General features: G+C 65.5%; 14 protein-coding genes. 7 read left to right on the top strand and 7 right to left on the bottom strand.

All coding sequences use genetic code 11. From position 1 onward, the window contains the following. The first annotated feature begins 5 nt into the window (after window positions 1-5). The 4 genes from KYC_RS17005 (at window position 6) to KYC_RS16990 (ending at window position 2,021) form a co-directional block, all read left to right on the top strand. A complete protein-coding gene (locus tag KYC_RS17005; RefSeq protein WP_008164565.1) occupies window positions 6-389 on the top strand; it encodes a hypothetical protein in 384 nt (127 codons plus the stop codon). Further along, window positions 382-711, top strand: coding sequence for an ASCH domain-containing protein (locus KYC_RS17000; protein WP_008164564.1), 330 nt, complete (start codon window positions 382-384; stop codon window positions 709-711). The genes KYC_RS17005 and KYC_RS17000 overlap by 8 nt, the downstream gene beginning before the upstream one ends. Further along, entirely contained in the window at window positions 711-971 is a 261-nt protein-coding gene (locus KYC_RS16995) for a helix-turn-helix domain-containing protein (RefSeq protein ID WP_008164563.1), read from the top strand. The genes KYC_RS17000 and KYC_RS16995 overlap by 1 nt, the downstream gene beginning before the upstream one ends. A 348-nt stretch (window positions 972-1,319) precedes the next feature. Then, window positions 1,320-2,021: a DUF3053 domain-containing protein gene (locus KYC_RS16990; RefSeq protein WP_008164562.1), complete on the top strand. Its 702-nt coding sequence runs from the start codon at window positions 1,320-1,322 to the stop codon at window positions 2,019-2,021. A 61-nt stretch (window positions 2,022-2,082) separates the two neighbouring features. Here KYC_RS16990 and KYC_RS16985 read toward each other — a convergent pair whose 3' ends face one another. The 4 genes from KYC_RS16985 to msbA form a co-directional block, all read right to left on the bottom strand. Beyond that, window positions 2,083-3,558 (bottom strand): sensor domain-containing diguanylate cyclase, encoded by a 1,476-nt coding sequence (locus tag KYC_RS16985; RefSeq protein ID WP_008164561.1) that lies wholly within the window; start codon window positions 3,556-3,558, stop codon window positions 2,083-2,085. Between the two features lie 227 nt (window positions 3,559-3,785). Continuing rightward, window positions 3,786-3,947 carry a hypothetical protein gene (locus KYC_RS28850; RefSeq protein ID WP_238531946.1) on the bottom strand — a complete coding sequence of 54 codons (162 nt, stop codon included), beginning with the start codon at window positions 3,945-3,947 and terminating at the stop codon, window positions 3,786-3,788. Window positions 3,948-4,150: 203 nt separating this feature from the next. Next, entirely contained in the window at window positions 4,151-5,956 is a 1,806-nt protein-coding gene (locus KYC_RS16980; RefSeq protein ID WP_008164560.1) for a monovalent cation:proton antiporter-2 (CPA2) family protein, read from the bottom strand. Window positions 5,957-6,123: 167 nt separating this feature from the next. Further along, complete coding sequence (gene msbA, locus KYC_RS16975) at window positions 6,124-7,899, bottom strand: lipid A export permease/ATP-binding protein MsbA (RefSeq protein ID WP_050814896.1); 1,776 nt, start codon at window positions 7,897-7,899, stop codon at window positions 6,124-6,126. 100 nt (window positions 7,900-7,999) lie between these two features. Between msbA and KYC_RS16970 the strand changes: the two genes are divergently transcribed. Genes KYC_RS16970 through KYC_RS16960 form a run of 3 tightly spaced genes read left to right on the top strand, consistent with a single transcriptional unit; the run spans window position 8,000 to window position 10,030 of the window. Continuing rightward, window positions 8,000-8,971: a glycosyltransferase family 9 protein gene (locus tag KYC_RS16970; RefSeq protein ID WP_043518691.1), complete on the top strand. Its 972-nt coding sequence runs from the start codon at window positions 8,000-8,002 to the stop codon at window positions 8,969-8,971. A 16-nt stretch (window positions 8,972-8,987) separates the two neighbouring features. After that, on the top strand, window positions 8,988-9,752 hold the full coding sequence (locus KYC_RS16965; RefSeq protein WP_008164557.1) for a YdcF family protein: 765 nt from the start codon (window positions 8,988-8,990) through the stop codon (window positions 9,750-9,752). Next, a complete protein-coding gene (locus KYC_RS16960) occupies window positions 9,749-10,030 on the top strand; it encodes a YkgJ family cysteine cluster protein (RefSeq protein WP_420796118.1) in 282 nt (93 codons plus the stop codon). The genes KYC_RS16965 and KYC_RS16960 overlap by 4 nt, the downstream gene beginning before the upstream one ends. Window positions 10,031-10,057: 27 nt before the next feature. On the opposite strand, the gene KYC_RS16955 is transcribed toward KYC_RS16960, so the two are convergent. The 3 genes from KYC_RS16955 to KYC_RS16945 form a co-directional block, all read right to left on the bottom strand. Next, the gene (locus KYC_RS16955) at window positions 10,058-11,203 is read right to left on the bottom strand and encodes a glycosyltransferase family 4 protein (RefSeq protein WP_008164550.1); all 1,146 of its coding nucleotides are present in this window, start codon (window positions 11,201-11,203) and stop codon (window positions 10,058-10,060) included. Next, window positions 11,178-11,903 carry a polysaccharide deacetylase family protein gene (locus tag KYC_RS16950; RefSeq protein ID WP_008164548.1) on the bottom strand — a complete coding sequence of 242 codons (726 nt, stop codon included), beginning with the start codon at window positions 11,901-11,903 and terminating at the stop codon, window positions 11,178-11,180. The genes KYC_RS16955 and KYC_RS16950 overlap by 26 nt, the downstream gene beginning before the upstream one ends. 129 nt (window positions 11,904-12,032) lie before the next feature. Beyond that, window positions 12,033-13,160, bottom strand: a complete 1,128-nt coding sequence (locus KYC_RS16945; protein WP_008164546.1) for a glycosyltransferase — start codon at window positions 13,158-13,160, stop codon at window positions 12,033-12,035. Between the last annotated feature and the right edge of the window lie 7 nt (window positions 13,161-13,167).

The raw sequence follows: 13,167 nt of genomic DNA, 5'->3' as shown, positions 1-13,167 counted from the left end.
CCGCCATGCAGGCCGAACTGTTTTCGGCGGCCAACCTGGCGCCCACGGTCAAAATCCCGCCGGCGCCGTCGTTGGTCCCTCACTACGATTGGCCGTTCCCAGGAATGTCACCCTCAGACTCGGCCAGGGCCGGCATTGCCATGAGCAGCGCGTTCATCGAGACCATCATCGCCACCATCAAGGCCTACCCCGACCGAGCAGGCACAGATGCCCAAGTGCTGGCACTGATTCCGGAGGACTGGAAAGCACTGCTTGGCCCCTGGGCGCACGGCAGCATCGAGGCCAGGCATGGCCGTCCTCACGGCACCAAGGTCACGCACGTGACGCACGAAGGACCCGGCGGCGGCTTCCATCTGGAGTATCGAATCGAAGAGGCTCAGCATGGCTGACCTTCACTTGGCCCTGAAGGGCGAATACTTCGACGCCATCAGGGCCGGCACGAAGACCGAGGAATACCGGCTTTGCACTGCCTACTGGTCAAGGCGCCTCGAGGACCGCGACCTGGCGGACAGCCTGGAGCATGGCTTCGGCCGCTACAAAAACATCGTGCTGACCCGCGGCTACCCGCGCCGCGACGACACTGAGCGCCGGCTCGTCGTGCCCTGGAACGGCTTCACCATCAAGACGATCACGCACCCGCACTTCGGGCCGGACCCTGTGGGGGTCTACGCCATCGACGTGCGCGCCGCCACCGACAACAAGGAGCAGTAATGGCACACGCAGCCCAACACCAAGCACCGGCCGCAGCCATGCCACCCAAGCTCATCTACCGAGTCCATGAGGCTACCAAGACCCTGGGCGTGTCCGTGGCGACTGTCTATCGCATGTGCGACCGTGGCGAGCTGGTCAAGGTCAATATCGGCAAAACGCGCGCGGTCGGCATAACTGCCGCTTCGCTCAATGCTATGCTGGCTCGCATGACGGCATCGGCCGATGAGGACGAGCCCAGCACCCCAGAAGTGGGTAGCTAAGTGGGTAGCCAGGGGCAATTAGAAAATCAGAAACGCCCCCTGAAGGCCGCACCAATGCTAGATTTGAACCAGCACACCCGAGCAATACGACATCATTCTGGTCTGAGCCCGCGGCGCCGCGCACCGGGCCGCCGCAACCGGCCCTCGCACGCGTCGCGCCCGCTCGCGTACCCGAATCGCAGGCGTCATTCAAGCCGATATGTATGGAATGTGTGTCTTAACGATTCGTTTGAAATGAAGTTTGAAACCGATGGCGGCGCCGCAAGGTTGCCGATAAGCTGCGGGCGCTTTTTGCCGGGTGAGCAGTACCCGGCGTCAATTCCCCAAGCTTTTCCGGAGGTCAATGCAATGAAGTCCCTATTTCGTCCGTTCCTGGCGCTGGCCGTGGCCCTGCCGCTGGTGCTGGCCGCATGCGGCGACAAGGAACCTGAACAGCGCGCCGCTTTCACGCAATTCCTGCAGACGCGCATCGTCGACAAGCCGGGTGTGCGCGTGCCCCAGCTGACGGACGAAGAGAAGAAATCCTTCGGCGACTACGCGGCCCAGTATGCCGTGATCACCGATTTCAATGCGGGCATGGATGCCTCGGTCAAGCCGCTTTCGGGCATCATGCAAAAGGGCGCCATGCGCTCGGTGAACGATATCGTGACCCGCCGCGACGATCTGAAGACCGTGCAGGCCGCGCTGAACGACATGAACGCGGCGCTGAAAGAGCAGCAAGACAAGGCCGATGCAGCCCGCGCGCAACTGAAGCAGCCGGAAGACCTGAAGGCGGTCTACGACAAGGCCTACGAAAAGACCGTAAGCCTGCCCGCCGACACGTTCCGGGATGTGCTGCCCCAATTGAACGCCACGTTCGACAGCAGCCTGAAGATCGCCGATTACGTCGAGGCGCACAAGGCGCAGATCGACATCGCCGGCCCCATCGTAAAGGTGAACGATCCTGCCGTGCAGGCTGAGCTGAATCAGCTGCTGCAAGACCTGAATAGCCAGGCGAAGAATGTGCAGCAGGCGCAGACGCGGCTTCAGGCCGTGATGCTGGGCCGCTAAGCCCCGCCGAGACGCCCCGCCGCACGGATGTGCGGCGGGGTTTTTTTTTGCCCCAGCCCTGTCAGGCGGCCGCGGCGGCAACGCGGTTGCGGCCGGACTCCTTGGCTTCGTAGACCGCGGCGTCGGCGGCCTCGACCAGGGTGGCCGCTGCATCGCTGTCGCCGTTGGGGATAGCGGTCGCCACGCCGATGCTGACCGTCACGATGCCGCCCTCGTTGCCTTCGTGCGGAACGCGCAACTCCGCAATGGCCCGCCGGATGGTTTCGGCAACCGCGATAGCGCGCTGGCGGCTGGTATTGGGCAACAGCACCACGAATTCCTCGCCCCCGTAGCGCGCCGCCAGGTCACGCGGCCGCCGCGCCTTGTTTTTGAGCGCCAACGCGAGCATCTTGAGCAGCTCATCGCCCTCCTGGTGGCCATAACGATCGTTGTAGAGTTTGAAGTGGTCGGCATCCAGGAACAGCAGCGACAGCGGCGTGCGATCGCGGCGCGCGGCTTCCCACTCGCGATTCAGCACTTCGTCGAACGTGCGCCGGTTGGCCAGGCCAGTCAGTCCATCGGTATGCGCCTGGTTTGCCAGATGCTCTTCGAAAGCGCGCCGCCAACGCATTTCGCGGCGGAACAGGATGATCTGCGCCATGACCGACATGAACAGCGCAAGCGTGACGGGGACGATCAACGCGGCCCGCCGCATCCAGGGTTGCAGAAGGTCATCTACGGCCAAGGCCACGTCGATCACGAGCGGCGTGCCTTCGATGGCGTCGAATGCGTAGAGGCGGTTGACGCCATCGTGCGACAGAATGCCGACAAACGAACCTTCCCGGCCGATCAGGTACTGCTGGAAGTCCAGCGGCACGTCGAACTCGCGGTTCATGTCGGCGCTTGAATAGGGATCCCGCAGCAGCACGATGCCGTCATTGCGGAACACGGTGATGGCGTCGTGCACGCCGATGGACACGTCCGCGAAGCGGTCGCGGAAATAGGCCATCCGCAGGGATCCGGCAACGACACCGCCAAAACTGCCATCCGGTAATGTAATTCGCCGGCTGATGGCGATGCTTTCATCCCCGCCGCGCAACCGGCTATGGTACGGACGGCTGACAAATAGGCCGGCATTGTGCGCTTCGCGATGAACCTGGAAGTAATCCCTATCCGAGAAATTGAGCTTGGGCGGGACGATGGAGGTCGAGTCGTAGACCACGTTGCCGTCCTTGTCGAGCACGACGATAGCGCCAAGGTACTCGGCCGTGGCGGAACGGTCGAACAAAAAGCGATGGAGGGTTTCCGGTTCGACCCGTGCGATGCCCGGCTCACGCAGGCGTTCGACAACACCTTGCAGCGACAGATCGTAGACATGCAGCGTGCGGCCGATATCTGCCGCCAACACGCCGGCAAGGTTGCGGGCCGAGACGTAGGCGGACTCCCAGGTGACCCGGCGGTCCATCCATAGCAACGCCACTGAGGCCGTACAGATACCGATGGCGACCAGCCCAGCCAGCGCGTACAGGGTGCGATGCACGATCCCACGGGACTTCAATACGGCGCTCCTTCGCATCGGCGTTCAGGGGGACGCATTTAATGGCAATGTCAGCGAGATAATGCCGGTCCCCGCGTCCAGGCGCAAGGCAGCGGCAGCCGGGGCGCAGGGCAGCGGCCGGGCCAGGCGGGATACGTGCGGGAGAGTCGATGTGCGGCGTCCGCCGGCGCGCCCGGACGGACGCGACTTGGCTGGCACTCCGGGCGCGCGGCGCCCGGAGCGGAACTTCAGGATGCCGCGCTGGCGGCGATGCGGAAGGGAAATGCCTTGGCGCCCCTAGCCTTGTCGGTTTCGCGATGGGCGCTGATGGCCCACGCCGGCCCCACCGATCCGGTGTGCGACAAGAGCTGGCGTGTCAGCCGCCCCGAGAAACCGCAACGCAGGGTCAAGGCCTGTCGCCGCGCGAGCTCAATTCCGATTGCGTGCGGCGTAGTCGAATTCCGGTCCGATTGCAGCATGGCAGCCCCCTGGCAAATGCGCTTCGTGAGTGAAGCGTCGGTACGGATTAATCTACCTTAGCCGTCCGGCTTTGCGCGTGAAATGATGCGTAAAGTAATGCAAAGATACCGAAATGCAGCGCGAAGCCTGGCCATCAGGAGGATGGACTGGCCGCCGTCTCCTCCGTTTCGCGGTTCGGATCGTCGTTCTTGCCATCCGGTTGACTCGTCATATTTCCGTAAAGCAGCGACCTTCCCGCAAACAGCCCCCCGGCTACCTCCAGGTCAAAGCGCTCGTTGTCCCGCTGGCGGACGTCTTCCAGAACCTCCTGCGCCTCTTCGGCCGGGACGCCTATGGCGCGCAGCGCCGCTTCGCCAAATACCAGCGCGGATTCCAGGGTTTCCCGCACCTGGAACTCCACTCCCTCCTTGGCGAGCGCCAGCGAATGGATGCGGTCATAGGCGCGCACCACCACCTTTACCAGCGGGAACTCTGACTTGATCAGCTTGACCATTTGGGTGGCTGCCCGCGGATCGTCAATACAGATGAGGATGGCGCAGGCATTTTCCGCCCCGGCGGAGCGCAACATGTCCACCCGCGTACCGTCCCCATAATAGACTTTCACGCCCCATTTCGCGGCGGCCCGGATCGCGTCGGTATCCGTGTCCAGGATGGACACCTTCAGCCCCCTCGCCAGCATGGCTTGCGTCACGATCTGGCCGAACCGGCCAAAACCCACGATCAGGGCGCAGCCGTCCAGATCGCGGGCGACATCCACGCCTTCCATGGATGGCGCCGGCTTGGGAAGCAGCCAGCGCAGGGACAGGACGCACAAGGGAGTTACCGCCATGGAAATAATGACGATGGCCGTCAGCACGGCCCCCGTATGCGCATCGAAAATGCCTTTGTCGGCCGCCGCGCTGTACAGCACGAAAGCGAATTCGCCGCCCTGCGCCAGCAGCGCCGCGCGCGTAACTGCTTCCGCCCGGCTTGCGCGCAGCAGCCGCGCCACTGCGTAGACGCCCACGGACTTGACGAGCATGAAGACCGCGACGCCCGCCAGGATGAGCGGCCATTCGCGCGCCACGGCCGCGAGATCCAGGGACATGCCCACGCCCAGGAAAAACAGGCCGAGCAGAATGCCTCGAAACGGCTCGATCTCTGCTTCGAGCTGATGGCGGAACGTGGATTCGGACAGCAGCACGCCGGCGAGGAAGGCGCCCATGGCCATCGACAGCCCGCCAAATTCCATCAGCAGCGCCGCCCCCAGCACGACGAGCAGCGCGGCGGCGGTCATCACTTCGCGGGCGTGGGCGTTGGCCAGCAGGCGGAACAGCGGGTTGAGCAGCCAGCGGCCCGCCGCCAGCAGCGCCAGGATGCAGCCCAGCGCAATGGCCGACTGCAGCCACGGATCGCCTTGGCCGGTGTTTCCGGCCGGCGCCAGCAACGCCGCCAGGGCAAGCAACGGGACGATGGCCAGGTCTTCGAGCAGCAGGATGGACACGATGCGCTGCCCTTGCGCGCTGGCGGTCTCGTCGCGTTCGGCCAGGATCTGCATCACGATGGCGGTGGAAGACAGCACAAAACCCATCGCCGCCATGAATGCTGCTGGGCCGGACATGCCCGCCAGCAGGCCCACGCCAGTCAACAGCGCACCACAGGCCAGCACCTGCGCGACGCCCAGGCCAAAGATTTCGCCACGCAGCCTCCACAGGCGCGACGGCTGCATTTCCAGGCCGATGATGAACAGGAACATCACCACGCCCAGTTCGGCTACGTGCAGGATGGCTTTGGGATCGGAGAAAAGACCGATGCCGAATGGCCCGATTACCAGGCCAGCCGCCAGGTAGCCCAGAACCGAGCCGAGCCCGAGCCGCTTGAACAGCGGGACGGCGATGACCGCCGCGCCCAGCAGAACGACGACGTTGATGAGTTGATTGCCTTCGGAAGGCAGGGCCATGGCGTGCTCCTGGTTGCATGGCGGGCCTGGGCGCCCGGGACGCGGCCCTGCCCGCTACACGCAGGCTGGGGCCATTTTCCGGCAATCCGCAGGATTGGCAAACAGGAACTTCGACAAAAAAAAGCCGCCATGAATGGCGGCGGCCTGGAAAAATCGCGCGTGGCGGGTCAGTCGTCGCGGAACTGCATCTTGTACAGCGAGGCGTACAGGCCGTCCGCCGCCAGCAGATCCGCGTGCGGCCCCTGTTCGACGATCTTGCCTCCATCCAGGACGATGATGCGGTCGGCGTTCTGGACGGTGGACAGGCGGTGGGCGATGACGAGCGTGGTGCGTCCCTTCATCAGGCGCTCGAGCGAGGCCTGGACTTGGCGCTCGGACTCGTTGTCCAGCGCGGACGTGGCCTCGTCCAGGATCAGGATGGGCGCGTTCTTGATGAGCGCGCGCGCGATCGCCAGGCGCTGACGCTGGCCGCCCGACAGGCGGGCGGCGTTTTCGCCCACCGGTGTCTCGATGCCCTGCGGCAGGCCCTCGACGAATTCCAGCAGATTGGCCGCCTCCAGGGCGTCGCGCACCTTTTGGTCGCTGGATTTTCCCAGGGCTCCATAGCCGACGTTGGCGGCGATGGTGTCGTCGAACAGCACCACGTCCTGGCTGACCAGCGACAGATGCGAGCGCAGGCTGCGCAGCGTCAAGTCGTCGATCGGCACGTCGTCCACGAGGATCTGGCCGCTGTCGGCCAGGACGAACCGCGGGAGCATGTTGACCAGCGTAGTCTTGCCGCTGCCCGAACGCCCGACCAGGGCGACGGTCTGCCCGGGCTCTACGACGAACGAAATGTCGTTGACCGTATCGCGCTCGGCGTCGGGAAAGCGATGGAACACGTTACGGAATTCGACCTTGCCGCGCACGGGCTCGGGCAATTCCTTGGTGCCCGTGTCCTTTTCAGGCACCTGGTCGATCAGGGTGAACACGCTTTCGGCCGACACCAGCATCTTCTGCATCCGGGCGGCCACGTTGGTGAGGCGCTTGATGGGATCGAAGATCTGGGCCAGCGCGGCCATGAAGGAGGCGAAGCTGCCCACCGTAAGGGAGCCGCTGTTGGCCTGGCTAAGCGCCACGGCGATGACGGCCCCGACGGAAATGGAGATGCAGACCTGGGTCAGCGGCGTCAGCGCCGCATCGGCCGTGGCCGTGCGCATCGCGAAGCGGCGCAGGCGCCGGCTGACGAAATCGAACCGGCCGCGCTCGACGTCGTAGCCGTCGAACAGCTTGATGACGCGCTGGCCGTCGATGCCTTCACCGACCACGCGGGTCAGTTCGGCGTTCATGTTGACCGTTTCGCGGTTGATGCGGCGCAGGCGCTTGATGAAAAAGCGGGAAATCATTACCGACACCGGCAGCATCACCAGGATGATCAGCGTCAGCACCCACGACATGTACAGCAGCACGCAAATCAGGGCGAGAACCACCAGGGTCTCGCGCACCAGCACGGTAATGACGTCGGTGGCGTAGCCGGTGACGTTGCCGGCGTCGATCGTGAAGCGATTAAGCAGGCGGCCGGTGTCGCCGCGCTTGAAATCGGCGTCGGGCAGGCCCAGCAGGCGCTCGAACATGTCCCGGCGCATGCCCAGCAGCACGTTGTTCGCCACCCAGGCCAGCAGATAGTCGCTGAAGAAGTTGCAGATGCCGCGCAACATGATCAGGCCCACGACCGCCAGCGGCAGCGCCCAGACGTAGTAAGGTTTGGCGCCCGAGAACCCGCCGTCCAGCAGGGGCTTCATGATGACGGCCAGGACGGGCTGCGTGGCCGCGGCCCCGGCCATCAGCAGAATTGCCGCCGCCAGGCCCTTCCAATAGGAACCCACTCGGCTGTAGATCCGGCTCCAGAGTTCGGATTTGACGGGTTGGGAACCCGCGGGCGCATTGCGTGCGGCAGAATTCAAAGGGATCACTCGCTTTTATACAATTGTGCCCAGGATTGTACCGGCTGCGCGTCCGCGCGCCGCCCGGCCCCTTCATCCCCAACGCGCCCAGCGCCTTTCCATGTCCGATATCAGTTGCTTGTACGTCCGGTTGCCCAATTGGGTGGGCGATGTCTGCATGAGCCTGCCCAGCCTGCGCGCCCTGCACGCCAGCGGCCTCCCCTTGGTGATCTGTGCCCGCCCCTGGGCCCGCGACCTGCTCGACGGCGTGGAAAAACAGGATTTCATACCCATGCGCGGCAAGGTGGGGCCCGACCGGGCCGCCGTCAGCGCGCACCGGCGCAGCCTGGGCGCCCAGGGACGGCACGCCCGCGGCCTGCTGCTTCCGGATTCGCTGTCCAGCGCCCTGGTGTTCCGGCTGGCGGGCCTGCCGTCGGCAGGCTACCGGGACGACGGCCGCAGCTTCCTGCTGCGCTGGCCTTTCGCCAAGCCGGCCGATTCCCTGCACGCCGTCGAGTCCTGGCACCACCTGACCCGCGTAGCGCTGACCCGCTGGGGGCTGCCCTCCGGCCCCGCGCAGCCCGGCCCGACGCTGGACCTGCCCCTGACGCCCGCGCACGAGCAGGCGGCCGGCCAGGCGCTGGAACAGGCTGGCCTGGCGGATCAGCGCTTTGTGCTGATCGCTCCCACTGCCACCGGGCTGCACAAGGGCAAGATCAAGGTTTGGCCAGGATTCGATACACTTACCCGCGCCTTGCAGGCCCGCGGCCATACCGTGGTAATGTGCCCCCCTCCGGCCGAAACCGACGAGGCCCGCCGCAATGCGCCGACGGCGCAATTGCTGCCGCCGCTGTCGTTGGGCGCCTTCGCGGCCCTGACGGCCAAGGCGGCGCTGGTGGTTTGTAACGATTCCGGCGTGTCGCATGTCGCCGCGGCCGCCTCGGCCCGGGAGCTCACGCTGTTTGGCGTGACACGGCCGGGCAGGACCGGCCCCTGGTCTCCGCGCGCGGTGTGCGTGGGATCCGAACAGGCCTGGCCATCGACCGACGAAGTAGAACGGCAGGCCAATCGCCTGCTGGACGGTACGCAGTAATCAGGACTGTCTTGAAATGACCTTTTCCAGCTATCTCACGAATCTGATCATTCCCTACAACTTGTGCATCACCCTGGTCATCATCGGCTTGTTGCTGGGGTGGTTCCGGCTGCGCAAGGCCGGCAGCGTCATCATCGCCGCGGGTCTGCTGTGGGCGCTGGCCTGGTCGTTGCCGGCCACGTCGCTATGGGCCGGCGGCGCGTTGGAGCACCGCTACCCCCACCTGCCGCCGGAACAGTCGCCCATGGCCGACGCGATCGTGGTGCTGGGCGGCAATACCGCCAATGGGCGCGCCAACTGGTTCCTGCCCTATGACAAGGACACCGCCGTCGTGCGCGTGGACACCGCCGCCCAGCTCTATCTGGCGGGGCGTGCGCCCAAGGTGTTGCTGTCGGGCGGCGCGCTTGAAGGCGACGTCAGCGAGGCGCGGGGCATGGCCCACGCGATCCGCCAGCAAGGCGTGCCGGAAACGGCGCTGATCCTGGAAAACGCCAGCCGCACCACCTACGAAAACGCGACCCTGACGGAAGACCAGCTCAAGGCGCGCGGCATCGGCAAAGTCCTGCTGGTGACCTCGGCCCTGCACATGCCGCGGGCCATGGCAGCCTTTTCCAAGCAGGGCGTGGAAGTCATCGCCGCCCCGGCGCCCCCGCAAATCGTGGCGCCGGCGGACGGATCCCTGCCCCTGTGGCTGCCCGACCAGCGCACCTTCGACGCAAGCCGTTCCATCCTGAAGGAATATGCCGGCCTCTTCGTGTACTGGCTGCGCGGATGGGTATGAGCATGACGGCGGCCGGGATGGATTGCCGGGCGGGATGCGGCGCCTGTTGCATCGCGCCGTCGATAACCCGGCCCCTGCCCGGAATGCCGCAGGGCAAGCCCGCCGGCGTACCGTGTATCCAGTTGCTGCCCGACATGCGCTGCGCGGTTTTCGGCCAGCCGTCCCGGCCCGATTTCTGCGGGGGGCTGCAGCCGCAACAGGAAATGTGCGGCCCGGACCGCGAACACGCGATCCTGTGGCTGGGCGACCTGGAGCGCGCGACGGCGCCCGGCCATTGAAAACGGGGTAGCGGCCCGCCCCGCTCTTCAGCCACGCTCCCGCAGCACGCTTTTGTACAGGGCCTCGTACCGCGACGCCACCATCTCCCAGCTCTGGTCCCGGGCGATCTGCAGCCCGCGTTCGGTCAGCGCCGCGCGCAACTCGGGCTCCGACCCCAGGCGCTCCAGCGCTTGCGCCAATTGGGCGCCGTCGCGCGGATCCTGCAGGATGAGCGCGTCCTTCCCCGCCTCCAGGTATTGCGCAAAGCCGCAATAGACGGGCGAACTGACCACCACCGGCAGACCGTAGGACATGGCTTCAAGCGGCGCCATGCCGTAGCTGTCGTTCAGGGTCGGGTGGGCATAGATGTCCGCCGCCTCGAAGTACTGCCCCACTTCTGGGGTGGGATCGACCAGGGTGACACGGCCGATGAGTCCGGCGGCAAGCACTCGGTCGCGGCTGCGTTCGTCGGCCCCCACAACCAGCAGCCTGTAACGCGGCGGCAATAGCGCCAGGGCGTCCAGCAACGCCGGCAAGCCCTTGCGCAACGGATTGCGCGCGACCAACAGACAGCCGATGGTGTCCGCGTCCCAGCCCAGCCGGGCGCGCGTCGCATCGCGTCCGCCCCCCTGGCCCGTGGCGGGCAGCTTGACGCCGGGCGCGATGATATCGACAGGCAAGTGCTCGCCGTAGCTGCGGTGCAGCTGATCCATGATCAGCCCGGACACTGCCACCACGCGCCGCCTGGGCGTCTTGCGCACGCGCAGCTTTTCCAGCATCAGGTAGGTAATCAGGCGCGGGCTCAGCCAGGCCGTCACGCGCTGCAGCGGCTTGACGCGGGTAACGCGGTTGTAGCGCACCGGCGTTACGTGCATGACCTGGATCTCGCCCGCCCAGCCATTCATGTGCGAATGCACGATGTCGTAGCGGCCCCGGGTTAGCCGGTCAGCGCGCCAGGCGAAGTACAGCACGCGCATCCAACTGGGCAGCCAGCCGGGAAAGCGCACGGGCAGGAAATCGAACTGCAGGTCGCTGTCGTAGTCGCGCGCGACAACGACCACTTTGTGCCGCTGTCCCAGCACCCTCATCAGTTCCACGCCGTAGGCTTCCGCGCCTCCGAAACGATTGCCGAAGCGGTCGACCAGCAGCGCAATGCGGAGCCGTTGTTCACGGCCGCCGGCGGTGGTCTTCATACCGGGTGAGGCACTTCTGGAGGAAGCGGATGATGTTGGTGGAGCGCGCCACCGTCACCCGCGGCAGTCCGAAGGGATCGTCGGACGCAGCCGCCAGGCCGCGCTGGGTCAGCGTGGCATTGTCGTAGCCTGCCTCCCGGGCCATGGCGCGGTGCTCGGGGCCTTGGTGTCCATAGGGATAACAGAAGGCAGTGACGGGCGCGCCCAGCGCCTGTTCAAGCTCGGACTTGGATTCGACGATCTGGCGCCGTGCTTCTTCAGGAGAAAGTTCAGGCAGATGGACGTGGTCAAGCGTGTGCGAGCCGACCTCGTTGCCAGCCGCGGCCCATTCCCGCATTTCCTGCACAGTCATCAGCGCCGAAAACGGGATGCCCTTTTGCAGATCCCAGACATTGCCGCCGTCGAACTGGCGCGCCACGAAATAATTGGTGGCGGTGAATCCCAATTCGCTCAGCACCGGCATCGCGTTGTGGTGCACGTTGCGATAGCCGTCGTCGAACGTGATGCCAAATACCTTCCCCTTGCGGTCGCCTCGCACGTACGGCATCAGGTCGCGCATCGACAGCCCGCGATAGCCGAGCCTGCGCATCCAGCGCATCTGGCGGGCGAAGCTGTCGGGATGTACCGTGAGTCCACGAAACGGTGTGCCCTTGGGATTGGGCTTGCCGATCTGGTGATACATGAGAATCGGTATGGGCATGTGACAGATTATATAGGGTCGGCGTGCCGCAAAAATGCCCGCTCTACCGCCAGGTGGCGGGCGCCCCGGACCCGGCGCCTACCGGCCGAACACGCGCCGGACCGGACGGGTCTCTGCCCCCTTGCCCGATCAATGAGCCGCGTGCGCCAGGCTCAGGTAAACCTGTTCCGTGCGCCGCGCGAATTGGTCGATACCGAATTCCGACACGCTCTTGGCCCGCGCCGCCACGCGCATGCGCGCGATGCAGCCAGGATCATCCAATATACCCGCCAGCACACGAGCCACGGCATCGGGGGTCCGCTTCGGCACGATCCAGCCGTCGACGCCCTCGGAGATGTTCTCGGGCAGCCCGCCCTGGTCCGACACGATGACCGGCAGTCCCATGGACATCATTTCGCGGCAGGCGAACGAAATGGTCTCAACCCGGTAGGAAAGCACGAAGCCGATATCCAGCGCAGCCAGAAACGGACGGACGTCGTCCAGCATGCCGGCAAAGATGACGCGATCGGCCATGCCCAGTGCCTGCACTTCCTGCATCTGCCCGGCCTCGGGCTCGGCGCCGGCCAAGGCAATGTAGACGCCTTGCGCACGCGCGCCCAATTGGGCCACGGCCCGCACCATGTCCATCCAGCCCTTGTAGGAGTTCGTGCCCGCATTGCTGCCGAGCAACAGCGTGCATTTGGCCGCATGGGCGCCCAGCAGGCGCGCGCGCTCGGCCCGGGCCCGGTCTTCGGGCCAGGGGGCATAACGCTCGATGTCCACGCCGTTGGCGATGGTGGAGACCGGCCGGGCGGCGTAGGGAGATGCTCGCAGCATGCGCTCGACGAAGTTGCATACGCCGATGACGTGGTCAGTGCCGATACGCGTGCGCAATGCCGCCCCGATGTACGAAATGGGGATGTCATTGTGCTTGGTCAACACGATGCGCGGACGGCTTTTTCCCAGTCCCATGCACGCCAGAATGACAGTGCGGTGATCGGACGATCCATTGACGTGAACTACGTCGATCTTCCCGGCAATGATGACGCGCCGCAAGTCGCGCGCGGCCGCCAGGCGCTTGCCCAGCCGGCTCGGATATTCCTGGGCCACCACATGCACGCCCGGGACGTCGCCGGCCAGGCGGTGCAGGCTGCTGCCTCCGGGCACGGCAACCGTAATGCGATGGCGCTGCGCCAATGCGCGCAGCAGCGAGACAACGTAAATGGTGTGGCCACCAATCGTGGTGTTGCTGTGGTAGTTCGTGTACAGAATGTTCATCGGATCG

This window comes from Achromobacter arsenitoxydans SY8 (assembly GCF_000236785.1).
Taxonomy (GTDB): domain Bacteria; phylum Pseudomonadota; class Gammaproteobacteria; order Burkholderiales; family Burkholderiaceae_B; genus Achromobacter; species Achromobacter arsenitoxydans.
Note: the sequence above shows the minus strand (reverse complement) of the source record. Positions and strands in the feature narration are given on the sequence as shown.

Excerpts from the sequence above, each read along its gene's own strand:
- KYC_RS17005 (WP_008164565.1), top strand. The coding sequence starts at position 6 with ATGCAGGCCGAACTGTTTTCGGCGGCCAACCTGGCGCCCACGGTCAAA.
- KYC_RS17000 (WP_008164564.1), top strand. The coding sequence starts at position 382 with ATGGCTGACCTTCACTTGGCCCTGAAGGGCGAATACTTCGACGCCATC.
- KYC_RS16995 (WP_008164563.1), top strand. The coding sequence starts at position 711 with ATGGCACACGCAGCCCAACACCAAGCACCGGCCGCAGCCATGCCACCC.
- KYC_RS16990 (WP_008164562.1), top strand. The coding sequence starts at position 1,320 with ATGAAGTCCCTATTTCGTCCGTTCCTGGCGCTGGCCGTGGCCCTGCCG.
- KYC_RS16980 (WP_008164560.1), bottom strand. The coding sequence starts at position 5,956 with ATGGCCCTGCCTTCCGAAGGCAATCAACTCATCAACGTCGTCGTTCTG.
- KYC_RS16970 (WP_043518691.1), top strand. The coding sequence starts at position 8,000 with ATGTCCGATATCAGTTGCTTGTACGTCCGGTTGCCCAATTGGGTGGGC.
- KYC_RS16965 (WP_008164557.1), top strand. The coding sequence starts at position 8,988 with ATGACCTTTTCCAGCTATCTCACGAATCTGATCATTCCCTACAACTTG.
- KYC_RS16960 (WP_420796118.1), top strand. The coding sequence starts at position 9,749 with ATGAGCATGACGGCGGCCGGGATGGATTGCCGGGCGGGATGCGGCGCC.
- KYC_RS16955 (WP_008164550.1), bottom strand. The coding sequence starts at position 11,203 with ATGAAGACCACCGCCGGCGGCCGTGAACAACGGCTCCGCATTGCGCTG.
- KYC_RS16950 (WP_008164548.1), bottom strand. The coding sequence starts at position 11,903 with ATGCCCATACCGATTCTCATGTATCACCAGATCGGCAAGCCCAATCCC.
- KYC_RS16945 (WP_008164546.1), bottom strand. The coding sequence starts at position 13,160 with ATGAACATTCTGTACACGAACTACCACAGCAACACCACGATTGGTGGC.